Genomic DNA, 24,828 nt, shown 5'->3' with positions numbered 1-24,828 from the left:
TTGCAATCGGGGAATAGCAACAGTGGCCCTCAAGAACGTCATCGGTATCGACCACGCCGTCGTCATGGTGAAGGACCTCGACAAGGCCGCCGAGAACTACAGACGACTCGGCTTCACGGTCTCGCCGCGCGGCACCCACAGCGCGCATATGGGCACCGGCAATTACACCATCATGTTCGACCCCGACTACATGGAGCTGCTCGGCGTGCTCGTGGCAACCGAGCACAATGCGCCGGCCCGCGCCTTCGTCGAGCGCCATGGCGAGGGCATCGAGCGCATCGCTTTCACCGCAGTCGATAGCACCGCCGGCGCCGAGGAGATCCGTGCACGGGGCCTGGAGCCGATCGGCCCGACCGATTTCGAACGCCCCGTCACGCTGCCAGACGGCACGATCTCGGCGGCGAAATTCCGCACCTTCATGTGGCCGACGGCTGAAGCGCCGGGCGGCGTGCGCATCTTCGCCTGCCAGCACAAGACCCGCGAGACTGTGTGGATCCCCGAGCTGATGACCCACGCCAATGCGGCCAAGCGGATCAAGCAGACGCTGATCGCAACGCCGGAGCCCGCCAAGGAGGCCGCGCATCTCGCCCGCCTGATCGACCGCGAGGCGAAGACCGACGCGGACGGCGCCGTCATCGTGCCCTCCGGCGGCGATCGCGCCGACTTCGTCTACCTGACGCTGGACCAACTCGCCAAGCGCTATCCCGGCGTGTCGCTGAATGGCCTCTCAGAGCGCGGTGGCGCCGCGCTGGTGCTGGTCAGCGGCGATCTCGCGGCGACCGAGAAGGCGCTGGGGCCAGCCGCGGTGCGGAGCGGAGCTGCGATCTGCGTGCCGCCGGCCAAGGCCAACGGCACCCTGCTCGCCTTCATTGCCGGCTGATTTGAGCCAATTCTTTAACGGGCGTTTACCCGGCGGCTGTAGACTTCCCGGCCATCAAGCCACCGGGGCCAAACGCATGTTCAAAGAGGGATCGCCGATCGCCTATGACGCGCCGGCCGAGCTGAAGAAATGGCCGTCGCTGAAGGGCGAGCGGCAGAAGGATCGCGGGCCGCCCTATCTCGTCTACAACGGCACGCTCGCCGAATGCGTCCGCGAGCTCATGGGCAAGCCGATCAAGGGCATCTCGCTCTACGACATCATGACGACGCCGCAGGCCGCCTTCGATCAAAACGTGCTGTCGCCCGGCGACGCCGCGGAGATCGCGATGCGGAAGGATTTTCCGAAGGACTAGTTCGCGGCACGCTTCGCAGCGGGCGTGCCCTGCCGCTTCGATGAGGATTCCGTCGGCGCATCGAGGAAGACGACGGGCATGCCGCGCTTCACGTTCTCGCCGAGCACACGCGCGTCCCAATTGGTGAGCCGAACGCAGCCGTGCGACGCCGACTTGCTGACCTTGTCGGGCTCTGCCGTTCCGTGGATGCCGTAGCCCTGCGCCGACAGGCCGATCCAGTATGCGCCCACCGGATTGTTCGGACCCGGCTTGATATCGAACGGTCTCTTGGACTTGACGCTCTTGAACTTGTACTCGGGATTGTAGCGGTAGGTCGGCAGCTCGTGGCTGGCGGTGACCTTCAGCGTTCCCGTTGGCGTCGGGCGATCCGGACTGCCGACTGACGCCGGATAGAACGCCAGCAGAGCGCCGCTTGCATCGAACGCTTTCAAGGTCCCGTTGGTCTTATCGACTTCGAGCCGGGCAATGCGCGGCAGCTCGCGCCGCGCCGGAACATTGGCAACCACGATCGTCTCTCCGGCCTTGTCGAACGCCTTGCCCGGATTGAGCGCCTTGAGCAGGTCCGCGCTCATGTGGAATTTCTCGGCAAGTCCTTCGAGCGGGCTGGTGTAGCTCAGCGCGTCCAGCGACTTCATGTCATCGAGCTTGGCCGGCAGCTTCTTTAAGAACGGTCCCTTCACGTCGGCGTCGGCGATCTTGTAGTCGACGAGAATCGGGCCCTCGCTCGCTGCGGTCAGCTTGTCCCAGAGCTCCGGCGCCACAACCTTGTCGGATGCGATGCCGTTCTGCTCCGCGAACGCCTTGAGCGCCTTCTGCGCGTTCTCGCCGAGCTTGCCGTCAATCTCGCCGGGCGAAAATTGCGCGCGATCGAGCAGCACCTGAAGCTTCACCACGGCTGCATTCAGCTTGTCGGTGGCCGGCGGCTTCGCAGGACGCGCAGCCTCGTTCACCGCAGCAGGCTCGAGATTGCCTGCGAGCGCCGGAGCGATGAGCCACAGCGACATCACCGCGCCTAGTATCCATCGCATCGTCATCGCGCATCCCATTCGCAAACAGCCAGCAAAGCCGCGGAGAGTTTCTCTTCGGGAACACCGTAGTAACACCGAAGGAACCCGAGAGACCGCAGCTTTGCCGCAATCGGACGGTTAAGAACTTCCTGTCGCCGGCGCGTCGCTGGCCGTTCATCCCACAGTTCGAGGTTCTCCCAGCAAATGCGATTTGTCGTCGCGGCTTGCGCCGCGTTTCTGCTTCTGATGTGCGATCTCGATCCGTCGGCATCCCGCCAAGCATCACGTTTCGACACCACTGTTCTCAAGAACAATCATGCCTCGTCACTTGTTCCGGTGGTCGAGCTCTTCGTCGCCAGCGTGCAAGCGATCGAGCTTGCCAACGCGCACGCGGCTTACGAGCAGGTGATCGAGCCACCGCGCGCGGTCGAGCCGTTGGTGCAGGCGGAGCCCTCGCCAACCGAACGATTTTGTCACGCGCTGCGCGAGGCCGCCGAATCCAGCGGCATTCCGGTGCCGTTCTTCGCGCGCCTGATCTGGCAGGAGAGCCGCTTCAAGTCCAACGAGGTCAGCCATGCTGGCGCGCAGGGCGTCGCGCAGTTCATGCCGGGGACGGCCGCCGAGGTCGGGCTCGACGATCCCTTCGATCCGATGAAGGCGCTGCCGGCGTCGGCAAAATTCCTGCGCAAGCTGCGCGACGATTTCGGCAATCTCGGCCTTGCTGCCGCCGCCTACAATGCCGGTCCCGGCCGCATCCAGAAATGGCTTGCCAGGCAGAGCGCGCTGCCGCGTGAGACGCGCGACTATGTCCGGATCATCACCGGTACCAAGGCCGAAGACTGGACCGAACGGTCGGAGGCACTCGCGATCCGCATCGACCTGCCGCGCGAAGCGCCATGCGAAGGCATCGGCAGTCTTTCGAAGGCCAAGGACGTCGCCTGGGTTCCGGTGAACCTGACGCCTTCGGTTGCGAACATCATTCGCAAGGCGGAGCAAGTCGCGGCGCGCGTGACGACGAAGGGCGCCCGCAAGCGGCTCGCCACACTGTTGCGGAAGAATGTCACGGCTCCCGGCAAGGCCCGCAGCATGATCGCGGCACGCGCGGCCGGAAAGAGCGCGAAGGCTCGCGCCGTTCGTCTCGCATCGCGCGAACGGACGTCAGGCTAACGATCGGAGCCGCTCGCTTGCGGCGGCTCCGACCCAAATCGACCTAGTCGATCTCCTCGATCACTCGCCGCTCGCGCGGCTCGATGACATAGGTCCGGGTGTCGCGGTGGATGTAGCGATATTCACGCAAGCCCGGCGCATCGCGGTAGACCGTGGTCGGGAATTCCTCGACCTCGACGCTCTCGGGAAGACGGTCACCGACGCGGATCTCACTGCGCGCTGTGCTGCCGGTGGTCCGCACTTCCTTGCGTCCCTCGGTACGGGTTTTCGCATGCTTGCGGATCACCTCGCGATCGCGATCCGAGAACTTGCTGGCGCTGCGCTCGCGCGTCGTCGTCGTTGTCGCCGTGGACTGGCCTGAGTACGGCAGCACCGTCACGATCTTGTAGGTCGCCGGATCGACCACGACGATCTGATCTTTCACCAGCGCAAAGCTGTAGCCGCGATATTGCGGCACGATCTCGACGACGTCGGGCGGCAGCGTCGAGAGGTGCACGTCGCGCGGCACCACCGTGCCGACGTTCAGCGCGAAATTGACGTTGGTCAGCGGCCGCACGTTGAGGTGCGAGATCGACGCGCTGATCTTGGTCTCCTGCTGCTTGTTGAGGTTGACGTCGGCCTGGGCGGCCGCCTGGTTGCTCGTCGGCGCAGTCGGTGCCTGCTGGGCCTGGTTGGTTCCAGATGCGGCCGGTGCCTGCTGGGCTTGATTGCTGGCCGGCGGCGGATTGGACCGGTCCTGTGCCTGGTTGGTGTTCGCAGCTGGCGGGTTGGCGCTCTGCTGCGTTGCAGGCTGGTTACCGGCTGCATTGGAATTCGCCGTCCCGCTCTGCGACTGCGCAGTCGAGCCCGTATTGGCGGTGCCGGAGCCGGACGATGGTGGATTGGTCTGCGTGGTCTGGGCCGGCGTTCCCGACGACGGGGATTGCTGCGGTTGCGATGTGGTCTGCTGCTTGTCGGTCGCGCTCGACGGCGAGGTCGTGGATGGCGCGGTGGAGTTCGACTGGGACTGCGGCGTCTGCTGAGACGGCGGATTCGTGCTGGGCGATTGCGCAAACGCGGCGCTCGCCAGCACCACCCCCATTGCGGTGGTTGCCAACAGGCGGATCATGGTTCACTCCCTTTCATCAAATGAACATTGGCTACTAACCTGCGCTAGGACGCGCAGTTCCACTTTTTCCCGAGGGAAGGCCGCGGCTCTTTTTGCGGAACCTGCAATGCCATCGAAGAGTGCCGGGATCATCGCCTATCGCAAGCGTGGGAACATCGAGGTGCTCCTGGTCCATCCCGGAGGGCCGTTCTGGCGCAACAAGGATCTCGGCGCATGGTCGATCCCGAAGGGTGAATACACGGACGGAGACGACGCGGAGATCGCGGCGCGACGTGAGTTCGCCGAGGAGCTAGGACAGGAGCTTTCCATGCCGCTGACCCCGCTGGGCCAGGTCAGGCAGCGCGGGGGCAAGCTCGTCACCGCGTTCGCGGCCGAGCTCGATCTCGACGTGCGCAGCATTCGCAGCAACACGTTCGAGATGCAATGGCCGCCGCGCAGCGGCAAGCGGCAGGCCTTTCCGGAAGTCGACCGCGCCGAATGGTTCACGCTCGACGCGGCGCAGGAGAAGATCAATGCAGGACAGCGTCCGCTGCTCGACCGGCTTAAGCTGCTGATCGGCAGATAGCGCGTCGCGCCCTATTCCGCCTTGATGTTCGCGGCCGCAACCACCTCCGCGAGCTCCTTGGTCTCCTTGGCGATCTTCGCGGCGTAGTCGGCTGGGCTGAGCACGCTGACGACGCCTTGCGCGCCGAGCTTCTCCTCGGCCGAGGGATCCTTGGCGGCGGCGACGATCTCCCGATGCAGGGTTTCCAGGATCGGCGCGGGCGTTGCCTTCGGCATGAAGAAGCCGACCCAGAACGAGATGTCGAATCCGGGATAGCCGGCTTCCGCCACGGTCGGCACGTCGGGCAGCGCCGGCAGCCGCTCGGCCGAGGACACCGCCAGCGCGCGCAGCTTGCCGGCCTTGACCAGCGGCACGGCGGAGAGCGGATCGAACACTGCCAGCACCTCCTGCGCGAGAATGCCGACCTCGGCGGCCGAGCCGCCGCGATAGGGCACATGGATCAGCTTGATGCCGGCCTTCTGGCTGAGCAGCTCCATGGCGAGATGGGCGAGATTGCCGTTGCCGCCGGAGCCGTAGGCGAGCGCGCCGGGCGCGGCCTTCGCCGCAGCGACGAGATCGGCCACCGACTTGACGTTCGCCGTCTTGGGATTCTCGGGATTGACGACGAGGACGAGCGGCGCCGAGACCACCGTGGTGAGCGATGCAAAGTCGACTTGCGGATCGTAGCGGATGTCCTTGAACAGCGTCTTGTTCAGCGTGATCGTCGACGAGTTGCAGGCGAGCATGGTGTAGCCGTCCGCCTCGGCGCGCGCGACGGCTTCGGCCGCGATCATGCCGTTGGCGCCGGCGCGGTTCTCGACCACGAAGGGCTGGCCGAGCTTGTTGCTCAAGCGGTCGCCAATGATGCGCGCGACGACGTCGACCGGGCCGCCCGCACTGAAGCCGACCATGATCTTGACCGGCCGCGACGGATATTTCTGCGCGAGAGCCTCTGTCGCCGGCGCCAAGGCGCATAGAGCTGCGATGACTGCCAGCAGGCGGGCGGTTCGTTGCATTCGTTCTCTCCCAGACCTCTTGGCGTCGCTTGTGCATGCTTGTTGGTGCGACGCCGTAGAAGTCATGAATAGCGGCCGTGCCGGATTTCGCAATCGCGTTTGAGCGCCGGCATTCCGCCGCACGGCACGTGCGTGCCGCTTCCAATACAAAAGTGCGAAAACAACCCCATGCACAGTAGACCGCCCCTTTCAGAACAAATGCTTGCGCAGGGCCGAGGAAATTTTTCGGATTTACGAAATAAATTCTGTCGCGTCGGGCAAAACAGTGCCATAATGCCATCATCGCAACAGTCGCGAGCGTCACGGCCTGCCGGTCCGGACCCGTGCCGACGCGGTTGCGTCTAAACCCTTCATCGACATCCGAAATCCGCATTCGCGCGCAGCGGCGAACGGCCGTTCGCGCTTGCGCGCTCAAAGGACACATGCCCATGACGACAGCTCTCGAACGCCACATCCCCTCGCCGCTCGCGGCATCCGATCGCAGCGTCCCCGCCGCGACCCCGCGCGTAAAACTCTACAAGCGGCGCATTGCGATCCGCCATCCCGACCCGCACACCGGCGAGCGGCTGCTGGCCGAGGCGCTCGGCGCCGCCGACCGCGACGCGATGCACGGCATATTGAGGCAATTGGTCAAGGCCAGCGTGGTCGGGCAGAAGCCGGATGAGGCCAATCTCGCCTTCATGATCTCGACCATCAGGAGCATCGCGCCGAAGGATTCCATCGAGGCCTTGCTGGTCTCCCAGATGGTGTCGGTGCACATGGCGGCGATGCGCTGTGCCTGCCGTCTCGCCTGCACCGACGATCTGACGCAGCAGGAGGGCATCGCCCGCGCCTTGACCCGGCTCTCCCGCACCTTCGCCGCCCAGGTCGAAGCGCTGAACCGCCACCGCAACAGCGACGAGCGCGCGATCACGGTGCAGAATTTGTCGGTGCAGGACGGCGGACGGGCGATCGTGGGCAACGTCACGCAGCATGCCAGCATGATCATTGCGGAGGCTGGCGCAATGGAGACGACTTCGAATGCAGAAACGGGCGCAGGCCGCGAGGTCCATACGAGTGGCGCCTGCGTATGACTCGCGATCACATCCGTCATACCGATGCAATGCAGTCGAGCCCGCGCTGCGGGGCGCAGACGCGCCGCGGTCTCGCGTGCCGCGCGCCAGCCGTGCACGGCAAGCGCCGCTGCCGCATGCATGGCGGCGCGCCAAGATCGGGCGCTCCGAAGGGCAACCGGAATGCATATCAACATGGAATGTGCACACCGGACGCCCGCGCCGAGCGACACCGGATGAAGGCCTTGCTGGAGGACGCTTGGAAGCTGCTGATCGAGTTGAAATAGATTGCGGCCCAGGAGCGACGCGGATGACGCCATTCCGGCGCGAGACATGATCTCAAGAAAACGAAGCTCTGATGGAGCCTTAAGCCAGAAAGCTCGGTGCCGCAGCCATAGAACTAGGGCCTTGTGCTCGCCGGAGCCACAGGGACAATCTGCAGCCCAGCTGCGTTCAGCGCTTCAGTGATTTGCTTGGCCAGCAGCTTGGCTTCCTCAGTGCCGATTTGAGCGTCGGGAAGCCGCTCGAAGAACGCACAAAGCGTCGTCGCTATGATGGTATTGACCTGGTGCGCATCAACCATTTGCTGCACGCGACATTAAGAATGACTTCACCGGCGCGGCGGTCGCCTGCCGGGCCGTGGCGGGTCATCGCAAGCCGAAGAACGAAAGAATGACGGCGATCACAACGATGAGCCCTATGAGGTAGATCAGACTGTTCATCGCAATTCTCCTTTCCCACGTGATGGGTTGGATTCATTCGAGGGTCGTCGCTGCGTCCCTGGCACTACCTTGCTGAACGGCCAGCTTTTCGAGCTCCACTTCCTTCTCGATGGCCGCCAGAGAGTTGCCGATCTTGTCGACGATCCTGACCAGATCGGCATTGGAGATGCGAAGCCGCCTGCGGACCGACTTGACCTGCTCAGCGTTCGAAAGATCGAGCGTCGTGCGAATGGGCCGTGGCGGTCTCGAGGACAGCATGATCAGGTCTCCCTAACCTAGGTAAGAGAGACGATGTCTCCTTTGTTCCTACGTTCGCCAACGGAAGCTCCCAAGAGCGAAGATGATGCAACCGTCGCGCGCACCGCGGAGACGCCCACAACACTTTATCCCCGCGGCGCAACGCCATGACTCCCTACCAGGCTGAGTGCCGTCTCGAAGGTGGTGCGTTGCAATGCGGCTAACCTCTCGGCAATGGCATTGCTCGAGAGGTCGAGTACCAGTCCGAGGTCACATTCCGGCATGAGGGGGGCGCGCTGCCGCCATTGGCACCCGCCCCCTCGATCATGTAACTCACCCCAAAACCTTCTCGGGACGGGACGCTCATGGCCAACGCCGACGACGACGCGGGCACCGCCACCCGCGCGCTGATCTTCGCGCTGGTCGCGCTCGCCTGCGGCCACATGCTGTCGACCCTGCTGCGCACCATTCCGGCGGTGAGCCTCGACCTGATGGCGGCGGATTTCCACATCGAGCCGCAGGCGCTGGCGAGCCTCACGTCGGTCTACCACTTTGCCTTTGCAGCCTCGCAGATCCCGGTCGGCGCGGCGATGGACCGGTTCGGCGTGCGGCCGGTGTCGCTCGCCCTGCTGGCGGGAACCGTGTTCGGCGCGATGGCCTCGGGGTTTGCGACGGGGCCCGAGAGCTTCGCCGTCGGGCAACTGCTGCTCGGCGTCGCCACCTCGGGCATGCTGATGTGCCCGATGACGCTCGCAGCCAAGCAATTGTCGGCGGCGCGATTCGGATTGTGGTCGGGCGCCATCCTCTCGATCGGCAATATCGGCATGCTGCTGTCGGCGAGCCCGCTCGCTTTCGTGATCGATACTTACGGCTGGCGCGCCGGGTTCTGGATCTCCGCAATCGGCGGCATCCTCGTCGCGCTGGCGGTGTTCGTACTGGTGCCGCACCAGCCGGCCGAGCACAAGGACGAGTCCTCGCCGCTGTCGCAGATGATCGATGTGGTCAGGCTCGGCCTGTCACGGCCGCTGCGCGGCGTGATCGCGCTGGCGATGGTGTCGCTGGCGAGCACGCTGGTGCTGCGCGGCGTGTGGGGAGGACCCTGGCTGATGGAGATCAAGGGCCTGACGCGGATCGAGGCCGGCAACCAGCTCGGCGCGTTTACGCTGGCGATGATCGCAGGCCCGCTGCTCGTCGGCATGATCGACCGCAGGCTCGGCCGCCGCCGCGAGCTGGTCGCCGGCACGCATGCGATCGCGGCGCTACTGCTCGCGCTGATGGCGCTGGGAGCGCCGCACTTTGCCGTTGCATGGCTGTTCGGCGTGAACGTCATGCCGCCCTCCTACGATCTGGCATTGTTCGTGCTCATCGGGCTCTTCACCTCGGCGCAGCCGCTGCTGTTCGGCATGTCCAGGCAACTCGTCGATGCGCAGGTCGCCGGCAAGGCGCTTGCGGCCGTCAATCTCGCCTTCTTTCTCGGCACTGCGCTGATGCAATCCGTCACCGGCGCGGTGGCCGCACTCGCGGGGCTGCCGGCGGTGCTGCTGTTCATGGCGGCGGCACTGGCGGTCGGCGTGCTGATTTTCTTGATCTACACGCAGCGCGTCTGAGCCCCTTGCGAAATGCGGAAGCGCAGGAGATGCTGCGCCGCCATCCGCATCAAGGGAATTCGAGTCCATGCCTGTCGACACCAAAGCCGCCACCGATCGTCTCATGCGCTTCCTCGCCGTGGAGGGCGTCACCGGGCAGGAGGCGGCGATCGGGCGGGAGCTCACGGCTGCGCTGAAGGAGAGCGGTGTGCCGGCGAAGGCGATCCGGCTCGATGACGCCAACACGCGCATTCCGGTGCCGACCGAGACCGGCAACCTCATCGTCGACCTGCCCGGCCGCGGCGCGCTGCACAACCATCCACGCATCATGTTCATGACCCACATGGACACGGTGCCGCTGTGCGCCGGTGCCAAGCCAAAGTTGATGGGGCGCAAGATCGTCAACGACGCCAAGACCGCGCTCGGCGGCGACAATCGCTGCGGCTGCGGCGTGCTGGTGACGCTGGCCGCCGAGCTCCAAAAGCAGAAGCTCGATCATCCGCCGATCACGCTGTTGTTCTGCGTGCGCGAGGAGAGCGGGCTCTATGGCGCGCGGCACGTCAAGCTCGACGAGCTCGGCAAGCCCGTGATGGCGTTCAACTATGACGGCGGCTCGGCCTCCAACGTCGTGATCGGGGCCGTCGGCGCCGACCGTTGGACCGTCGAGATCTTCGGCCGCGCCTCGCATGCCGGCGTCGCACCCGAGCGCGGCATCTCCTCGACCATGATCATGGCGCTGGCGCTTGCGGACGTGAAGGCCGGCGGCTGGTTCGGCAAGGTCGTGAAGGGCAAGAGGCAAGGCACCAGCAATGTCGGCCCGGTCACCGGCGGCGAAGGCCGCCCCGCGGGCGATGCCACCAATGTCGTCACCGACTACGTGCATGTGCGCGGCGAGAGCCGCAGCCACGACGGAAAATTCTTCAAGGAGATCACCAAGGCCTACAAGGCCGCGTTCGAGAAGGCGGCCAAGAAGGTCACCAACGCGCAAGGCAAGTCCGGCAAGGTCAAGTTCAAGGCCGAGACCGACTATTATCCGTTCCGCATGAAGGAGAACCTGCCGGTGGTCAAACGCGCGATCGAGGCGGTGTCTGCCGTGGGCGGAACGGCGAACGTGCGCGCCGCCAATGGCGGCCTGGATGCCAACTGGATGGTCCGCCACGGCGTTCCGACCGTGACCTTCGGTGCCGGCCAGAACGAGGCGCACACGGTCGACGAATGGATCAATCTCGACGAATACGACCGCGCCTGCGCGCTGGCGGTGCAGCTCGCGACGATGCGGTGAGATGGCAAACGGCACGTCATAGCGCTTTAACCCGGCTCTGATCTAACGGGTCGATCGCGGTTTCCATGAAGTCCGCACCTGTCCCGTGCTGCCATCGATGGCGAGCACCGTCACGCGGTTCCTCGGCCGCAATCAAACCGAGTCAGGAGCAAACCTCCGCCATCAACTCCAAGTAGATTCAGATCCAAGCGTGACCGCAGTGCGTCTCGCCGAGACCTCCGCTGTTTTCAGAGTCACGCGACTGACATGAAATGGGAGTGATGCGCCATGCGCACGATGCCGAACGACACCCTGATCCTCACCTTTCCGGACTTCAGCCAAACCGCGACCATCGTCGGAGATCCCAACTTCCCGATCGACGGCTGGGGCGGGAACGACACGGTGACGGCAACCATCCTCAACACGGACGTGTTCGTTACGCTGATCGGCGAAGACACGGTCATGCAGGGCAATTCCCACGGCGGCAACGACACGCTCACGGCGAACGTGGATTTTCCCTTTAGCGGCGCCACCATTATGGGCGACGCCGAGACCATGTTGGGCAATGCTGCAGGCGGCAGCGACACGCTCACCGCCGACGCCGGCGGCAATTTCCGCTCCAACATCTCCATTTACGGAGATGCCGGAGGCGACATGTCGGGCAACACGCAAGGCGGCAATGACACGCTGACAGGCGTGACCGGTGGGCGCGCCTTCGAGAACGTGTTCAGCGGCGATGCCGGGGGATCCATGAGCGACAACGCGCATGGCGGCAACGACACGCTGAACGTATTCGAATATGCATACGAAAGCACGGCGACCCTCAGTGGGGATGCCATCGGTGCCATGACCGGCAATACAATCGGTGGCAACGACGACCTCACGCTCGGCATCAGCAGCGGCATGGCGATCGGAGGTGGAACGCTGGCCGGCGATTCGCTCACGTCATTGACCGACAATGCCCAGGGTGGCAACGATACCCTGACCTTCGTGACGAATGGCGGCGAGCCGCCGCCGGCCGTCTACGGCTCCCAGCTGATTGGCGACGCCATGAACATGTCCGGCAGTGCGCGTGGCGGCAATGACATCCTCAATGGCGGAGAGTTCACTGATCATCTCTACGGCGATGCGCGGACTTATGCGCCATCTACCCCTGGCTCTATCACCGGCGGCACGGACACGCTGAACGGCGGCGCGGGTAATGATCAGCTGTGGGGCGGACCGAACAACGATGTTTTCGTCTTCACGGCCGGCTCCGGCAACGACGTCATCAACGACTTCAATCAAGGCAACATCGCGGTCGGCAGCACCGCGGGGGAACTCGACGTGATCAACCTGCACGACTACGGTTTTGCCGACTGGGCGACCCTGTCCGGCCTCATCAGCGATGACAGCTCGGGCAATGCGGTGATTCAGCTCACTGCCAATGACACCATCACCCTGAGCGGAGTGCATGCGGCCTCGCTGGAGGCGACTGACTTCATAGTCTAGCGTAAGGTGGGTTAGCCCCGCGGATTGCGCGAAGCGCAAACCGCTAGGCGTAACCCACCATCTTCGTATCCGCGGAGACAGAAGTGGTGGGTTACGCCGAGCATATGCGCTTTGCGCATCCGCTCGGCTAACCCACCCTACGAAGAACAAAAATCAGGGAGGCACCATGCCACGCATCGCAAACATCGAGACCGGGCTCTACCGGATCCCCCTCCCCATCACCCTGTCGGACTCCACGCATGGCGACATGACGGCGTTCGAGCTGATCACCTGCCGCATCCGCGATGCCGATGGCGCCGAGGGCGTCGGCTACACCTATACGGTCGGGCGCAACGGCGGGGCTGTGGCCGACATTCTCAAGCGCGAGATCCCGCCGCTGGTCGAAGGACGCGAGGCCGACGATACCGAGGCGATCTGGCATCATGTCTGGTGGGGGCTGCATTATGGCGGGCGCGGCGGGCCGGCGGTGCTGGCGCTCTCGGCACTCGACATCGCGCTGTGGGATCTGAAGGCGCGGCGCGCCAAGCTGCCGCTGTACCGCCTGCTCGGCGGCTTCGATGCGCATGTGCCGTGCTACGCCGGCGGCATCGACCTCGATCTCTCCGTCGATGCGCTGCTCAAGCAGACCGATGGCAACCTCGCCAAGGGTTTTCGCGCCATCAAGATGAAGGTCGGCCGGCCCGACCTCAAGTCCGATGTCGCGCGCATCTCCGCGATGCGGCAGCATCTCGGCGACGGCTTTCCGCTAATGGCGGATGCCAACATGAAATGGACGGTCGAGGAGGCGATCCGCGCCGCGCGTGCTTTCGTTCCTTTCGACCTCACCTGGCTCGAGGAGCCGATCATCCCCGACGACGTCGCGGGCCATGTGCGTATCATGCAGGCGGGCGGCGTGCCGATCGCAGCGGGCGAGAATCTGCGCTCGCTGTGGGAGTTCAAGAACTACATCGCCAGGGGCGCGGTGTCCTACCCGGAGCCCGACGTCACCAATTGCGGCGGCGTTTCCGCCTTCATGAAGATCGCGCGGCTGGCGGAGGCGTTCAACCTGCCCGTCACCAGCCATGGCGCGCATGACATCACCGTGCACCTGCTCGCGGCCTGCCCGAACCGATCCTATCTGGAGGCGCACGGCTTCGGGCTCGACAAGTATATCGAGCATCCGCTGGTGCTGAAGGACGGGCTGGCGCTGGCGCCCGATCGGCCGGGTCATGGGATTGGGTTCGATTGGAAGGGGCTGGCGAAGCTGGCGTAACACCCATTGCTCGTCATTCCGGGGCGCGACGAAGTCGCGAACCCGGAGTCTGTTGGGCCGCGGAGCTCGCTGCACGATGGATTCCGGGTTCGCGCCAAGAGGCGCGCCCCGGAATGACGGAAAAAGCGCACATTGCTGCACGCGAGGCATTCCAAGGCGCGGGGTGCGTGGCGGTGATAATCCTTTATGGTGACGGCACCCGACACCTTGCGAAAGATCCCCTGCCTTGACCCCCGACCTGCACCAGAAACTGACCGCGTGGCGGCGGCATCTTCACGCCCACCCGGAGCTGTCGCTCCAAGAGAAAGAGACCGCCGCGTTCGTGCAGGACAAGCTCACCGAGCTCGGCATTCCCTTCGAGGCTGGAATCGGCGGCCACGGCATCGTCGCGACCTTGAGGCGGGGCCATGCGCAAAGGCGGGTCGGCCTGCGCGCCGACATGGATGCGCTACCGATCACCGAGGATACCGGACTGCCCTACGCTTCGACGACATCCGGCGTGATGCATGCGTGCGGCCATGACGGCCATACCGCCTCGCTGCTGGGCGCCGCAGCGCTGCTCGCCACTGATACCGATTGGAGCGGCACGGTCGACTTCATCTTCCAGCCGGCCGAGGAAGGCTTTGGCGGCTCGCGCGCGATGGTCGCGGCCGGGCTGTTCGACCGCTTTCCGATGGAGCGGATATTCGGCTTCCACAACTGGCCGGGCCTTGCCGCCGGCACCATCGCCGTGCACGACGGCGTGGTCATGGCCTCCGGCGGACGCATCACCATCACGATCGAGGGCCACGCCGGGCACGCCGGTATGCCGCATCTGACGCGTGATCCCGTGGTGGCGGCCGGGCACCTCATCGTCGCGCTGCAATCGGTCACCTCGCGCGGCGTCGATCCGCTCGACACCGCCGTGCTGTCGCTGTGCACGATCGAAGGCGGCACCGCGCCGAACCAGATCGCCGGACGCGTCACCATCCGCGGCACGCTGCGCTACCACCGCGAAGTGGTCAAGGACGTCATCCTCGATGGCATCACGCGTACCTGCGCCGGGATCGCGACCAGCTTCGGCGTCAAGGTCACGCCTGAGATCGTCTGGGGCGTTGGCGTGGTGATCAACACGCCTGATGAGGCTGACCTCGCGCGCATCGCCGCGGAGAAGGTGCAGGCACCGGTACGGCGTGATCTCGCGCCCAGCATGGCCGGCGAGGATTTTGCCCATTATCTGCAGCAGCGGCCCGGCGCCTTCGTCTGGATCGGCAATGGCGAGTTGCGCGACGGCGCGGAGCTGCACGGCCCGCGCTACGATTTCAACGACGCGATCCTGCCCGTGGCTTCACGCTGGATGGCGGAAGTGGCCAAGGCGGCGCTGGCGACGAATTAACTTAGGAGATCTCGCGCGGCAGCTTCCAGTCCGGCCGCGGCGCGAACGTCTCCTCCGTCTCTTCGATGCGCTCGACGTGATAGCCGGCCGGCACAATGTGGCCGCCCTCCTCGTCCGCAATGGGGACGTCCGTGACGAGGCCCTCGATCAAGGCAGCTTCCCACACTTCCTTCTCGGTCGGAAAGGGATTGCCGATCTGCTTGTTGCCTTCGAACAGCGCGTACATCGGTTCCGGTCCTCGCGTTCACGCTCACGAGAAACGTATCGGCCGCACGGACGTTCCCTCCGGCAAATAACAACGGATGGTACGTGAAACATGGCGCGCGTTCTGATCGGAACTTCGGGCTGGCACTACGCCTCCTGGCGCGGCCCGTTCTTCCCCGAGGGCGTGACGCTGAAGCAGCAGCTCAGCTATTATGCCGGGCAGTTCGACACCACGGAGCTGAACGGGGTGTTCTACCGCACGCCGACGCCGGAGGCGGTGAAGGGATGGCGGGAGCAGACCGGCCGCGATTTCGTGTTCGCCTGGAAGGCGTCCAAGTTCATCACGCACTGGAAGCGCCTGTCGGACCGCTCCGTCAACAGTCTGGAGCTCTTGGAGGAGCGCATCTCCCGGCTCGGCGGCAAGGCCGGCCCGATCCTGTTCCAGCTGCCGCCGCAATTCGAGGCGAACGCGGACCGGCTCGCCTCGTTCTTCAAGCTGCTGTCGCGGAAACGCCGCTACAGTTTCGAATTTCGTCATCCGAGCTGGTATCAGCCGCGCATCCTGCGCATGCTGGCTGAGGAGAACATCTCGCTGTGCCTGTCCGATCATCACGACGCGCCGGCGCCGTGGAAGCGCACAGCGGATTTCGTCTATGTGCGCGGACACGGGCCAAGCGGGCGCTATCACGGGCACTATACCAAACCCACGCTGGCGCAATGGGCCAAGCGCATCAAGTCGTGGAAGCGGCAGGGCTGCGACGTCTATGTCTATTTCGACAACGACCAGAAGAGCGCAGCACCCGCCGATGCAAAGGCGTTAAAGCAGCTGCTGTGAGTTAGATGATGCCGCTCTGCCGAAGCGCCGCGATCTCGTCCGCATCGTAGCCGAGATCGGCGAGGACGCGGTCGGTGTGCTCGCCGAGCGTCGGCGGACGGTGCGCGATCTCGCCCGGCGTTTCCGACAGCCGCACCGCGGCGCGGGCAACCGGTGCCTGTTTCGGCAGGCCCGGATAGTCGACGTCCTGCATGAAGCCGGCCGCGCGGATGTGCGGATGATCCAGCGCCTGTTGCGGCGAGAGCACGGGGCCGGTCGGAATCATCGCGTCGCCTAGCGTGTCGACGGCCTCCTGCGTGGTGCGCTCGGCACACCAGCGCGCCATCCGCTCGCTGATGATGCGGCCGTTATTGCCGCGGCTGATGTCGTCGGCAAAGCGCGGATCGTTCAGCCACACCTCCTCCTCGCCCATCAGCCTCGCCCAGCGCTTGAACAGCGGATGACCGGTGACCTGGCACAGCACCCAGCCGTCCTTGGTGCGGTAGATGTCGGCGGGCGCCGCGGTCTGGCCGAGATTGCCCGTCGGCACGCGGTTGACGTCGATGACGGCCTGCTCGATCAGCGTGGCATTGGTAAAGGACAAAGCTGTTGCGAGCAGCGCGCCCTCGACGATCTGGCCGCGGCCGGACTTGCCGCGCTCGATCAGGGCGGCGAGCGTGCCGAACGCGCAGTGCAGCGCAGTGCCGAAATCGACCCAGTTCACCGCGGCGCGGTACGGCGGATCTCCGCTGCCGGTCATGTACACCGAGCCCGACATCACCTGGCCGACGCCGTCGAAGCCGACGCGGTCGGACCACGGGCCCGGCCCGCCGAACGCAGTCGCCGTGGTCAGGATGATGTCCGGCTTGATCGCCTTCAGCGAGTCGTAGTCGAGCTTCATCGCGCGCAGGGTCTGCGGCGGCAGGTTGGCGACCACGACGTCCGCGGTCGCGATCAGGCGGCGCATCACCTCCTGGCCTTCCGCCTTCATTGGATCGAGTGTGATGCCCTTCTTGTTGCGGTTGATCTGGAGGAACAGCGCGCCCTCGCCGCCTTCGCCCACCGGCGCGACGAACCGATCCTCGCTGCCGTCGCGCTTCTCGACCCGGATGACCTCGGCCCCGAACTCGGCCAGCAAGGTCGCGCAATAGGGCCCGGCGATATAGCGCCCGAAATCGAGCACGCGCACGCCCTCCAGAACTCCTCCCATCGGCTTCTTCCCTGTTGTTCCAAGGAGATTACAGGGACTGGCTGCCACGGCAAGATCAAGACAGGCATGGGCCGGCCCTCAGTATGACGGCGCGGATTCAGGTCTTGCGACAAAGGAGCAGGCGCCAGGAACGATTCGAGCATCGGAGGCTTGGTTTTTTTAGTCCAAACAAGGAGAACCCGATGAAAAAACTAGCGACGATTGCGACTGCTGCTGCGTTGGCTGTGACTTCCACGATTGCTTTGGCCCAAGGTGGCGGCGGCGCCGGGAGCGCGGGCGTTGATCGGACCAATAACAGCATGGCGAATGACGCTGGCAAGGGCGGCCCCAAGACGACGACCGGCGCCGGCAAGACGTCCGGCAGCAAAGTCAAAAGCTCCACCGATCACGGAGAAAAGACCGGGGAAAAACTGCGGGGCCAATAACGGGCAATCCGCAGAAGAAGAGACCGCTCCAGGGCGGCCTCCTCCGATGTGCTTCCGATCACGGTTAGGTGACGACGCGGGAGGAGTATCCCTCCAAAGAACTAGCCGCCGAAAGGCGGCTAGTTCTTGACCTTGTATTTTTCTTATTTCTTCAGGGCGTCAGCCGCACCTCGCATCGCATGGCACGGGGCCGGCGAAAGCATTCGACGGCCGGAATCTATGCTTTAAGATGCACGCGTCTATCCCCCAGCGAGAAGCGCACAACGATGCCGCAGCAATTCGATCGATCCACAGAAGATCTCGGCAACGCCATCCATTTCGAGCACGTCAACATCCAGGTCCCGGACCAGCGCCTCGCCACGCTGTTCTACGTCGCCGGGCTCGGGCTCACCCGCGATCCCTATCTGATGGTGTCCGACACCAACATGTGGATCAATGCCGGGCGGAGCCAGTTTCATCTGCCGAGCGGCCGGCCGCAGGTGCTGCGCGGACATATTGGCCTCGTCATCGAAGGCCGCGAGGCGCTGCTGGCGCGGCTTGCATCGGTCGCGAAGAAGCTCGAGGGCACGACGTTCGCGTTCAGGGAGCACAACGACCATGTCGAGGCGGTTTGCCCCTGGGGTAACCGCGTGCGCTGCTACGAGCCCGACGCGGCGCGGTTCGGCCGGATCGCGCTCGGCATTCCCTATGTCGAGTTCGACGTGCCCAAGGGAACGGCGGCCGGCATCTGCGCCTTCTACCCTGAAGTCATGGGCATGCCCGCGAGCCTGCGGAACGGCGATGGCACTGTGGCCGCCGTGAAGACGGGCCGCAACCAGCATCTGCTGTTTCGCGAGACCGACCGGCCGCAAGCCGACTATGACGGTCACCACGTGCAGATGTACATCACGGACTTCTCCGGCCCCTACCGCAAGCTGCTTGCGCGCAAGCTGATCTCGCGCGAGGACAATCAATACCAGTACCGGTTCTGCGACATCGTCGATCTCGACAGCGGCAAGAAGCTGTTCACGGTCGAGCACGAGGTGCGCTCAGCGACCCATCCGATGTTCATGCGGCCGATGGTCAATCGCAATCCGGCGCTCAACAACCGCAATTACGCGGTCGGCCACGACGAGTCGGCTTGGGCGATGGGGCCGGATCAGTACGAGGGGTAGTCCTCGCGCGGCGCTTCCGTGCGCTTCACGCTACGGCAAATTATCCCGCAGGAAGATGTCGATGCGGATGCGCTCCTGGTCGGGGCTGATCGGCTCGCCCGAACAATGCGCGAGCAGGACTCGCGCCGCAGACCGCGCCTCGTGGCCGGCATCCTGGTTGATGACGGCGTCGAGCGTGCCGCGCACCAGGAACCGCCTGGTGTGCTCGGTCAGCTCATGGGTGATCCAGACCACCTCGCGCGCGCGGCCCGAGGCCTCGAGCGCATCGGCGATGCCGCGGTTTCCGGCGCCGCAACAATAGATGCCGCGGAGATCGGCGTGGCGGGCGAGCAGCGCGGCCGTGAGGTCCCGGGTGCGGTCACTGTCGTCGCGCCCCTCGATGACAGGCAGTGCGGACAGGCTCGCATACTCGCTCGACAGGATCTGGTGGAAGCCGAACTGCCGTTCGGTGTGATCGCGCAGCGACAACGATCCCGCAATCACGGCGACGGTGCCCTCGCGTCCGGCAAGGAAGCGGCCCATCAGCGTGGCGGCGGTGCGGCCCGCGGCCGGATTGTCGATCCCGACATAATGCGCCCGGGACGAGCTCGGGGCGTCCGACACCAGGGTCACCACGGCAACCCCGCGCGCGACGAGCTCGTCGATCGCGGCGCGAACCCGGGGGTGATCGAGCGCGATGACGGCGACGCCCTGATAGGCCGGCGAGAGGTTCTCCAGCGCACCGGCAAGGATGTCGGGGTCAAACACGTCGACATGGTGGATGTCGATGAAGCCGCGATGGCCGGCGAGCCAGTCCGCGGTGCGCGCGACCTGCTCGCTGAGGTTGGTCATGAAGCTGTTGCTGCCGGTCGGCAGCACGAACGCGAAGCGGAAGGTCTGCCCGCGGGCGAGCCGCGCGGCGGCAACATCGGCGCGATAGCCGAGCTTTGCCACCGCGGCCTCGACACGCGCGACGGTCTTGGCGCGGACACCCTCGCGCCGGTTGACGACGCGATCGACGGTGGCGAGCGAAACGCCCGCCGCGCGCGCAACGTCCTCGAGCGTGGCCCGAAGCACCGGCTGGGTCGCGCCTTCAGTCATTCGCGCGCGGCCCATAGCATGCCGCGGGTCATCAACGTCCGGATCTCCGGCACGTCGAGCTCGTAGGCGCGGTGGCCCAGCGAGGAATAGAATACCCTCCCCGCGCCATAGCGCTTCTTCCACACCACCGGCATCACCACGCCCTCGATCCAGGGCGCGTGCTCACCGGTGAAGGTCGTCGTTGCCAGGACCTCGATGGCGGGATCGACATGCATGTAATATTGCTCAGACCGATGCTCGAAGCTCTTCAGACCCGTCATGATCGGATCGTCCGGCTTCGTCAAGTCGACCTTGTAGTCGATGATGTTGCCGGGATGGGCGACCCACTGCCCGCCGCACAGGAATTGGTAATCGACCGATTCGCGGAAAGCATCGCACATGCCGCCATGGTGGCCGGCAAGCCCGACGCCGCTGCGCACCGCATCGCAGAGGTTGAGCGCTTCCGCCTTCTCGATCTTCGACATCGTGTAGATCGGTATGATCAGCGACAGATCGTGGATCGCGGGATCGGCAAAGGCTGCCGTCGTGGTTTCGATCCGCACCTCGAAGCCTTCCGCCTTCAGCCAGCCGCGGATCATCGACGCGCAGAGATCGGGATCGTGTCCCGGCCAGCCGCCCCATACAATCATTGCCTTGCGCATGGTCATACCCTCAATCGATCTGTCCGGTTTCACGCCCCGCGGGCAGCATCGCCGGCCGCTCGACGCGGCTCTCGATCCTGACGCGACGGCCCTCGTCGGCGGAAGTCTGGAACGCCTCCATCACCTCCAGCACGTGGAGGGCGAGCGCGCCGCTGGCGCGATGCGGCCGGTCGTTCAGGATCGCGCCAGCCATGTCGGCGACGCCGATGGAGCGGAACTCGCCCTCGACGTGGCCGTGTGTCAACGGCATCGCCTCCCATTCGCCGCCGGTCTTCGCCACCTGAACCTCGCCGCCGAAGCGATTTGGATCCGGCACCAGCATGCTGCCCTTGTCGCCGTAGATCTCGATCGGCGCATGCCGATGTTTCGGCACGTCGAAGCTCATCGTGATCGACACGACCGCCCCGCTTTCGAACTCCAGCGTCCCCGCGACATGGGTCGGGACCTCGACCGGAATCAGCGCGCCGTTCATCGGCTGGCTGGTGACGAGGCGCTCGGTTTTGGGGCGCGCGGTCGAGCCCATCACGCTGGCGACCGGGCTGAGCAATTGCACGAGATCGGTGATGTAATACGGCCCCATGTCGAGCATCGGTCCGCCGCCGCGCAGGTAATAGAAGCCAGGCGCCGGATGCCAGCGCTCGTGGCCGGGGCAGCCGAAGAAAACGCTGCCCGCGACTGGCGTGCCGATCGCGCCGTCGTCGATCAGCTTGCGCGCGGTCTGATGGCCGCCGCCAAGGAACGTGTCGGGCGCGCAGCCGACGCGCAGGTTCTTCTGTGCGGCAAGCTCCATGACCTTGCGCGCCTCAGCGACATTGATGCCGAGCGGCTTCTCCGAGTGAACGTGCTTGCCGGCGTTCAGGACCGCCAGGCTGACATCGGTGTGGGCGAGCGGCACCGTGAGATTGACGACGATCTCGACATCGTCGCGCTTCAACAATTGGTCGACCCGCATTCCCGGCAAGCCGAAGGCCGCGCCCTGGCGCTCCGCAATCTCGCTGCGCATGTCGGCGAGCGCCCTGACCTCCATGACCGGAAAGCGCTGGGCCGCCTTGAGATAGGCGGTGCTGATCACCCCGCAGCCGATGATTCCGATGCCGACTTTTCTCATGTTATCTCCTCAGAATACGGCTCATCCCTTGACGGCGCCTGCGGTGAGGCCGGCCACGATGTGCTTCTGGGCCAGCAGGAACAGAATGATCGTGGGCAGGATGGTGAGTGTGATGAAGGCCAGGATCAGGTGCCATTCGGACGAGTATTCGCCCTGGTAGACCATGATGCCGAGCGGCCAGGGATACAGCGCATCGGTGTTCAGCATCACCAGCGGCAGCAGGTAGGCGTTCCAGCTGTTGACGAAGGTGATGGTGCCGACCGTCGCCAGGATCGGACGCGACAAGGGCAACGTCACATAGCGGAAGAACTTGATGTAGCTGCAACCGTCGACCAGCGCGGCCTCGAGCAGCTCATATGGAATGTCCTTGAAGAAGCGACGTAGCAGCAGCACGCTCATGGCGAGGCTGAACGCCACCTGCGGCAGCGCGACCCCGAAATAGGTATCGAGCAGGCCGAGATCGCGCACCTTGATGAACAGAGGCAGCACGGCGGTCGCGGCGGGAAACAGCAGGCCCAGCGTCAGATAGCTGAGCAGCATCGATGAGCCGAAGAACCTGACATGGGCGAAGGTGAACGCGGCCATCGAAGCCGTGATCAGGGTCAGCGCCACCGCCAGCGTCGAGATGACAAGCGAATTGCGCAGCAGCTGCCAGTAGCGCGCCGAGAACAGGATGTCTGCGTAGTTCTGCCATTCCCATTGTGCGGGCAGGCCGAACGGATTGACACGGAGCTCGCCGAGCGACTTGAAGCCGCCGAGCAGGGTCGCGAGCAACGGCACCAGGACGAAGATCGCGACCAGGCCAAGGAACAGCGCCTTGAACAGCGCTGCGGGATCGAATGCGCTTCTAGCCCCGACACTATTCATCGCGCATGAACCATCGCTTGTAAGTGAAGGCAAAGGTCACGCAGATCGCGAACAGGATGACGCCGATGGCGCTGCCATAGCCGACGCGCATGCGCGAGATGCCATTGTTGTAGAGAAAGCTCACCAACGTGTTGGAGGAATCGGCCGGTCCGCCGCGCGTCAGCGGCATGACGAGATCGAACAGCTGCAGCGATCCGATGATGGCGAAGAACACCGACAGGCGGATCGTCGGATAGAGCAAGGGGATCACGACGTGGCGCAGCGTCTGCGTCCGCGTCGCGCCGTCGATACGGGCGGCCTCGACCAGGTTTTTGTCGAGGCTCTGGAGCGCGGCGATGAACAGCATCATGTGGAAGCCGAAATATTTCCAGACCACCACGATCAGCACCGCCAGCATCGCCGTGTCGGTCGAGGCCAACAGATGCGGAGGCTCGGCGCCGAAGGTGCGCCAGATCGAGGCGACGAGGCCGTAGTCGCCGTCATAGACGAAGCTGAAGATCAGCCCGGTTGCGATCTCGGCGAGGATATAGGGCATGAAGAACAGCATGCGCAGCGCCACGGCGCCACGAAAGCGTTCGGCCAGCATGAGGGCGAGCGTGAGCGCAAGCGGCAGCTGGACGGCGAGCGAAACGGCGATGATCAGCCCGTTGTTGCGCAGCGCGAGCCAGAAGGCCCGCGTCTCCAGCACGAAGCGGTAATTGTCGAAGCCGATCCAGTTCGTCGGCCTGCCGAACCCGTTCCAGTTGAAGCCCGAGTACCAGGCGGCCTCGCCGATCGGCAGCACCACGAACAGCGTGAACAGCAGCAGCGCGGGCGGCAGGAACAGGATCAGGACCGTGAAGCGGCCATCCCAGCCTGGGCCACGAATCCCGACCTGGGGGGCCGCCTCACCGGCAACGCCGATCGGCGACGACATCGCGATCCGTCGCGCCACCGGTCAGTTACCCTGCTTGTACGCCGCTTCGATGGCTTTCGCTGCGTTCTGCGGGCTCATGCTGCCGCCGGCGATCTCAGCCGTGACGTCGTTGACGACGCGGCCGACCGACGGGCCAAGGCTCTGGTCATAGAAGTTCTGGTGATAGTTGGACTTCGCCAGATTGGCCGCGATCTGCTTCATGAAAGCGCTGTTGAGACCGGCCTCGCCGCCCTTGACGACGGGAACGATGAAGTTGCCGGCGGCAAGCCGCGCCTGCACGTCCTTGGAGATAAAGAATTTCAGGAAGTCGGTGGCTTCCTTGGGCGCCCCCTTGGTGATCAACCAGCCGGTGATGCCGCCGAGCGTGTCTGACGGCTCGCCCTTGCCGCCGGGTACGACCGGAAAATCGAACCAGCCAAGCTTGTCGTCGCCGAGACCAACCTTGTCGGCGGCAAACGCGCGCTGGGTGTGATAGAAGGACGAGATGGCCAGGATCATCGCGGCCTTGCCATCGCCGAAATAGCCGACGGCCTGCGGATTCTTGAAGCCGAGGAAGCCGTTCTGGAAGGGCTGGAGATCGACCAGCTGCTTGAACAGCTCGCCGGATTTCTGAAAGGTTTCGCCGGCGAACCCGCCATTCTCACCCTTCAGTGCTGCATCGAAGGCCGGCTTGCCGCCGATGCGCACTGCGAGATGCGTCCAGTAAAAATGCAGCGGCCATTTGTCGGCACCGCCAACCACAATCGGCGTCACGCCCGCGGCCCTCAGCGTTTTCACTGCGCCGAGCAGATCGTCCCATGTCTTGATCTTGCTCGCGTCGACATTGCCCTTGGCCATCAAGTCCTTGTTGTAGAGGAAGCCGACCTGCGAGAGCGCGGTCGGCAGGCCATAGACCTTGCCGTTGCTGGTGAAAGCCGCGAGCGCCGCCGGCGCGATCGTGTCGCTGTAGCCGCCGCTCTTCACGGAATCGGTGATGTCTGCCAGCACGCCGGCCTCGATCTGGGTCTTCAGCACTCCGCCTGCCCAGCTATAGATGATGTGCGGCCGGTCCTTGGATTGCAGGATGGTCGGCAGCTTGGCCTTGTAGGCCTCGTTCTCGAGGAACTGCATCTCGACCTTCACACCGGGGTGCGACGCCTCATAGCTGCGTGCGACCTCCTCCCAGATCTTCACCTGGGCCGGGTTGACCTCGATGTGCAGCCATTTGACCGTGGTGTCGGCTGACGCGGAACTGGCCCAAAGCAGGCATGCGGCAGCGGCGAGTCCCAGTTTCCCGAGCAATCTCATCACATCCTCCCGACCGTCTTTTATTCTTTGACGCAATCCTGCCCTCAATTTTTGAGGTGCGCAACACAATTT

Annotated in this window: 27 protein-coding genes; 14 read left to right on the top strand and 13 right to left on the bottom strand. The window is 64.7% G+C overall.

Annotated elements, in window-relative coordinates; translation table 11 throughout:
- Window positions 1-22 precede the first annotated feature (22 nt).
- Both N2605_RS09215 and N2605_RS09210 read left to right on the top strand, forming a co-directional pair.
- A complete protein-coding gene (locus N2605_RS09215; protein WP_260346395.1) occupies window positions 23-880 on the top strand; it encodes a VOC family protein in 858 nt (285 codons plus the stop codon).
- A gap of 76 nt (window positions 881-956) precedes the next feature.
- Entirely contained in the window at window positions 957-1,232 is a 276-nt protein-coding gene (locus tag N2605_RS09210; RefSeq protein WP_036004252.1) for a hypothetical protein, read from the top strand.
- Here N2605_RS09210 and N2605_RS09205 read toward each other — a convergent pair.
- The gene (locus N2605_RS09205) at window positions 1,229-2,266 is read right to left on the bottom strand and encodes a L,D-transpeptidase family protein (RefSeq protein WP_036004263.1); all 1,038 of its coding nucleotides are present in this window, start codon (window positions 2,264-2,266) and stop codon (window positions 1,229-1,231) included. The two genes, N2605_RS09210 and N2605_RS09205, sit on opposite strands and share 4 nt — an antisense overlap.
- 177 nt (window positions 2,267-2,443) lie before the next feature.
- Here N2605_RS09205 and N2605_RS09200 point away from each other — a divergent pair, with 177 nt between their 5' ends.
- Window positions 2,444-3,406: a lytic transglycosylase domain-containing protein gene (locus N2605_RS09200; RefSeq protein ID WP_036004248.1), complete on the top strand. Its 963-nt coding sequence runs from the start codon at window positions 2,444-2,446 to the stop codon at window positions 3,404-3,406.
- 43 nt (window positions 3,407-3,449) lie between these two features.
- Here the strand turns inward: N2605_RS09200 and N2605_RS09195 are convergent, their stop codons facing one another.
- Window positions 3,450-4,514, bottom strand: a complete 1,065-nt coding sequence (locus N2605_RS09195; protein ID WP_036004245.1) for a DUF1236 domain-containing protein — start codon at window positions 4,512-4,514, stop codon at window positions 3,450-3,452.
- A gap of 106 nt (window positions 4,515-4,620) precedes the next feature.
- Between N2605_RS09195 and N2605_RS09190 the strand changes: the two genes are divergently transcribed.
- A complete protein-coding gene (locus N2605_RS09190) occupies window positions 4,621-5,079 on the top strand; it encodes an NUDIX hydrolase (RefSeq protein ID WP_036004242.1) in 459 nt (152 codons plus the stop codon).
- An 11-nt stretch (window positions 5,080-5,090) separates the two neighbouring features.
- Here the strand turns inward: N2605_RS09190 and N2605_RS09185 are convergent, their stop codons facing one another.
- A complete protein-coding gene (locus N2605_RS09185; protein WP_225112708.1) occupies window positions 5,091-6,074 on the bottom strand; it encodes a Bug family tripartite tricarboxylate transporter substrate binding protein in 984 nt (327 codons plus the stop codon).
- Between the two features lie 428 nt (window positions 6,075-6,502).
- On the opposite strand from N2605_RS09185, the gene N2605_RS09180 reads away from it, so the two are divergent.
- Both N2605_RS09180 and N2605_RS36365 read left to right on the top strand, forming a co-directional pair.
- Window positions 6,503-7,147: a hypothetical protein gene (locus N2605_RS09180; RefSeq protein ID WP_036026057.1), complete on the top strand. Its 645-nt coding sequence runs from the start codon at window positions 6,503-6,505 to the stop codon at window positions 7,145-7,147.
- Complete coding sequence (locus tag N2605_RS36365) at window positions 7,144-7,413, top strand: HGGxSTG domain-containing protein (RefSeq protein WP_081494512.1); 270 nt, start codon at window positions 7,144-7,146, stop codon at window positions 7,411-7,413. Before N2605_RS09180 ends, N2605_RS36365 begins: the two co-directional genes overlap by 4 nt.
- A gap of 113 nt (window positions 7,414-7,526) precedes the next feature.
- On the opposite strand, the gene N2605_RS09175 is transcribed toward N2605_RS36365, so the two are convergent.
- Together N2605_RS09175 and N2605_RS09170 are read right to left on the bottom strand one after the other, a co-directional pair.
- Window positions 7,527-7,709 (bottom strand): hypothetical protein, encoded by a 183-nt coding sequence (locus tag N2605_RS09175; protein WP_036004233.1) that lies wholly within the window; start codon window positions 7,707-7,709, stop codon window positions 7,527-7,529.
- Between the two features lie 172 nt (window positions 7,710-7,881).
- Window positions 7,882-8,106 carry a DUF3606 domain-containing protein gene (locus tag N2605_RS09170; RefSeq protein ID WP_036004230.1) on the bottom strand — a complete coding sequence of 75 codons (225 nt, stop codon included), beginning with the start codon at window positions 8,104-8,106 and terminating at the stop codon, window positions 7,882-7,884.
- A 344-nt stretch (window positions 8,107-8,450) separates the two neighbouring features.
- Between N2605_RS09170 and N2605_RS09165 the strand changes: the two genes are divergently transcribed.
- The 5 genes from N2605_RS09165 to N2605_RS09145 all read left to right on the top strand — a co-directional run bounded on the left by N2605_RS09165 (window position 8,451) and on the right by N2605_RS09145 (window position 15,050).
- Window positions 8,451-9,692: an MFS transporter gene (locus N2605_RS09165; protein WP_260346394.1), complete on the top strand. Its 1,242-nt coding sequence runs from the start codon at window positions 8,451-8,453 to the stop codon at window positions 9,690-9,692.
- Between the two features lie 67 nt (window positions 9,693-9,759).
- A complete protein-coding gene (locus tag N2605_RS09160) occupies window positions 9,760-10,953 on the top strand; it encodes a M20/M25/M40 family metallo-hydrolase (protein ID WP_036004226.1) in 1,194 nt (397 codons plus the stop codon).
- A 267-nt stretch (window positions 10,954-11,220) separates the two neighbouring features.
- Window positions 11,221-12,423 (top strand): calcium-binding protein, encoded by a 1,203-nt coding sequence (locus tag N2605_RS09155; RefSeq protein ID WP_260346392.1) that lies wholly within the window; start codon window positions 11,221-11,223, stop codon window positions 12,421-12,423.
- Between the two features lie 166 nt (window positions 12,424-12,589).
- A complete protein-coding gene (locus tag N2605_RS09150; protein ID WP_260346391.1) occupies window positions 12,590-13,675 on the top strand; it encodes a mandelate racemase/muconate lactonizing enzyme family protein in 1,086 nt (361 codons plus the stop codon).
- A 226-nt stretch (window positions 13,676-13,901) separates the two neighbouring features.
- Window positions 13,902-15,050: an amidohydrolase gene (locus N2605_RS09145; protein ID WP_260346389.1), complete on the top strand. Its 1,149-nt coding sequence runs from the start codon at window positions 13,902-13,904 to the stop codon at window positions 15,048-15,050.
- 1 nt (window position 15,051) lies between these two features.
- Here N2605_RS09145 and N2605_RS09140 read toward each other — a convergent pair whose 3' ends face one another.
- Complete coding sequence (locus tag N2605_RS09140; protein ID WP_260346387.1) at window positions 15,052-15,276, bottom strand: hypothetical protein; 225 nt, start codon at window positions 15,274-15,276, stop codon at window positions 15,052-15,054.
- A gap of 90 nt (window positions 15,277-15,366) precedes the next feature.
- Here N2605_RS09140 and N2605_RS09135 point away from each other — a divergent pair, with 90 nt between their 5' ends.
- Window positions 15,367-16,089 (top strand): DUF72 domain-containing protein, encoded by a 723-nt coding sequence (locus N2605_RS09135; RefSeq protein WP_260346386.1) that lies wholly within the window; start codon window positions 15,367-15,369, stop codon window positions 16,087-16,089.
- 1 nt (window position 16,090) lies between these two features.
- On the opposite strand, the gene N2605_RS09130 is transcribed toward N2605_RS09135, so the two are convergent.
- Window positions 16,091-17,278: a CaiB/BaiF CoA transferase family protein gene (locus N2605_RS09130; protein ID WP_260346385.1), complete on the bottom strand. Its 1,188-nt coding sequence runs from the start codon at window positions 17,276-17,278 to the stop codon at window positions 16,091-16,093.
- Between the two features lie 182 nt (window positions 17,279-17,460).
- On the opposite strand from N2605_RS09130, the gene N2605_RS09125 reads away from it, so the two are divergent.
- The gene (locus N2605_RS09125) at window positions 17,461-17,703 is read left to right on the top strand and encodes a hypothetical protein (protein ID WP_156446846.1); all 243 of its coding nucleotides are present in this window, start codon (window positions 17,461-17,463) and stop codon (window positions 17,701-17,703) included.
- 266 nt (window positions 17,704-17,969) lie between these two features.
- Window positions 17,970-18,857: a VOC family protein gene (locus tag N2605_RS09120; protein WP_260346384.1), complete on the top strand. Its 888-nt coding sequence runs from the start codon at window positions 17,970-17,972 to the stop codon at window positions 18,855-18,857.
- A gap of 30 nt (window positions 18,858-18,887) precedes the next feature.
- Here the strand turns inward: N2605_RS09120 and N2605_RS09115 are convergent, their stop codons facing one another.
- The 6 genes from N2605_RS09115 to N2605_RS09090 are packed head-to-tail and all read right to left on the bottom strand — an operon-like array spanning window position 18,888 to window position 24,756.
- The gene (locus tag N2605_RS09115; RefSeq protein WP_225155435.1) at window positions 18,888-19,937 is read right to left on the bottom strand and encodes a LacI family DNA-binding transcriptional regulator; all 1,050 of its coding nucleotides are present in this window, start codon (window positions 19,935-19,937) and stop codon (window positions 18,888-18,890) included.
- Window positions 19,934-20,578, bottom strand: coding sequence for a ThuA domain-containing protein (locus tag N2605_RS09110; protein ID WP_036004213.1), 645 nt, complete (start codon window positions 20,576-20,578; stop codon window positions 19,934-19,936). Before N2605_RS09110 ends, N2605_RS09115 begins: the two co-directional genes overlap by 4 nt.
- 10 nt (window positions 20,579-20,588) lie before the next feature.
- Window positions 20,589-21,686, bottom strand: coding sequence for a Gfo/Idh/MocA family protein (locus N2605_RS09105; RefSeq protein ID WP_260346382.1), 1,098 nt, complete (start codon window positions 21,684-21,686; stop codon window positions 20,589-20,591).
- Between the two features lie 21 nt (window positions 21,687-21,707).
- Entirely contained in the window at window positions 21,708-22,553 is an 846-nt protein-coding gene (locus N2605_RS09100; protein WP_225139671.1) for a carbohydrate ABC transporter permease, read from the bottom strand.
- Window positions 22,546-23,487, bottom strand: coding sequence for a carbohydrate ABC transporter permease (locus tag N2605_RS09095; protein WP_225139672.1), 942 nt, complete (start codon window positions 23,485-23,487; stop codon window positions 22,546-22,548). Before N2605_RS09095 ends, N2605_RS09100 begins: the two co-directional genes overlap by 8 nt.
- A gap of 3 nt (window positions 23,488-23,490) precedes the next feature.
- Window positions 23,491-24,756, bottom strand: a complete 1,266-nt coding sequence (locus tag N2605_RS09090) for an extracellular solute-binding protein (protein ID WP_260346380.1) — start codon at window positions 24,754-24,756, stop codon at window positions 23,491-23,493.
- Window positions 24,757-24,828 lie beyond the last annotated feature (72 nt).

It is taken from the genome of Bradyrhizobium yuanmingense, from assembly GCF_025200905.1.
In the GTDB taxonomy this organism is placed as follows: Bacteria; Pseudomonadota; Alphaproteobacteria; order Rhizobiales; family Xanthobacteraceae; genus Bradyrhizobium; species Bradyrhizobium yuanmingense.
Note: the sequence above shows the minus strand (reverse complement) of the source record. Positions and strands in the feature narration are given on the sequence as shown.

Bases quoted from the DNA above. Each gene is read 5' to 3' on its own strand.
- N2605_RS09210 (WP_036004252.1), top strand. From the start codon at position 957: ATGTTCAAAGAGGGATCGCCGATCGCCTATGACGCGCCGGCCGAGCTG.
- N2605_RS09205 (WP_036004263.1), bottom strand. From the start codon at position 2,266: ATGACGATGCGATGGATACTAGGCGCGGTGATGTCGCTGTGGCTCATC.
- N2605_RS09200 (WP_036004248.1), top strand. From the start codon at position 2,444: ATGCGATTTGTCGTCGCGGCTTGCGCCGCGTTTCTGCTTCTGATGTGC.
- N2605_RS09195 (WP_036004245.1), bottom strand. From the start codon at position 4,514: ATGATCCGCCTGTTGGCAACCACCGCAATGGGGGTGGTGCTGGCGAGC.
- N2605_RS09190 (WP_036004242.1), top strand. From the start codon at position 4,621: ATGCCATCGAAGAGTGCCGGGATCATCGCCTATCGCAAGCGTGGGAAC.
- N2605_RS09185 (WP_225112708.1), bottom strand. From the start codon at position 6,074: ATGCAACGAACCGCCCGCCTGCTGGCAGTCATCGCAGCTCTATGCGCC.
- N2605_RS09180 (WP_036026057.1), top strand. From the start codon at position 6,503: ATGACGACAGCTCTCGAACGCCACATCCCCTCGCCGCTCGCGGCATCC.
- N2605_RS36365 (WP_081494512.1), top strand. From the start codon at position 7,144: ATGACTCGCGATCACATCCGTCATACCGATGCAATGCAGTCGAGCCCG.
- N2605_RS09175 (WP_036004233.1), bottom strand. From the start codon at position 7,709: ATGGTTGATGCGCACCAGGTCAATACCATCATAGCGACGACGCTTTGT.
- N2605_RS09170 (WP_036004230.1), bottom strand. From the start codon at position 8,106: ATGCTGTCCTCGAGACCGCCACGGCCCATTCGCACGACGCTCGATCTT.
- N2605_RS09165 (WP_260346394.1), top strand. From the start codon at position 8,451: ATGGCCAACGCCGACGACGACGCGGGCACCGCCACCCGCGCGCTGATC.
- N2605_RS09160 (WP_036004226.1), top strand. From the start codon at position 9,760: ATGCCTGTCGACACCAAAGCCGCCACCGATCGTCTCATGCGCTTCCTC.
- N2605_RS09155 (WP_260346392.1), top strand. From the start codon at position 11,221: ATGCGCACGATGCCGAACGACACCCTGATCCTCACCTTTCCGGACTTC.
- N2605_RS09150 (WP_260346391.1), top strand. From the start codon at position 12,590: ATGCCACGCATCGCAAACATCGAGACCGGGCTCTACCGGATCCCCCTC.
- N2605_RS09140 (WP_260346387.1), bottom strand. From the start codon at position 15,276: ATGTACGCGCTGTTCGAAGGCAACAAGCAGATCGGCAATCCCTTTCCG.
- N2605_RS09135 (WP_260346386.1), top strand. From the start codon at position 15,367: ATGGCGCGCGTTCTGATCGGAACTTCGGGCTGGCACTACGCCTCCTGG.
- N2605_RS09130 (WP_260346385.1), bottom strand. From the start codon at position 17,278: ATGGGAGGAGTTCTGGAGGGCGTGCGCGTGCTCGATTTCGGGCGCTAT.
- N2605_RS09125 (WP_156446846.1), top strand. From the start codon at position 17,461: ATGAAAAAACTAGCGACGATTGCGACTGCTGCTGCGTTGGCTGTGACT.
- N2605_RS09120 (WP_260346384.1), top strand. From the start codon at position 17,970: ATGCCGCAGCAATTCGATCGATCCACAGAAGATCTCGGCAACGCCATC.
- N2605_RS09115 (WP_225155435.1), bottom strand. From the start codon at position 19,937: ATGACTGAAGGCGCGACCCAGCCGGTGCTTCGGGCCACGCTCGAGGAC.
- N2605_RS09110 (WP_036004213.1), bottom strand. From the start codon at position 20,578: ATGCGCAAGGCAATGATTGTATGGGGCGGCTGGCCGGGACACGATCCC.
- N2605_RS09105 (WP_260346382.1), bottom strand. From the start codon at position 21,686: ATGAGAAAAGTCGGCATCGGAATCATCGGCTGCGGGGTGATCAGCACC.
- N2605_RS09100 (WP_225139671.1), bottom strand. From the start codon at position 22,553: ATGAATAGTGTCGGGGCTAGAAGCGCATTCGATCCCGCAGCGCTGTTC.
- N2605_RS09090 (WP_260346380.1), bottom strand. From the start codon at position 24,756: ATGAGATTGCTCGGGAAACTGGGACTCGCCGCTGCCGCATGCCTGCTT.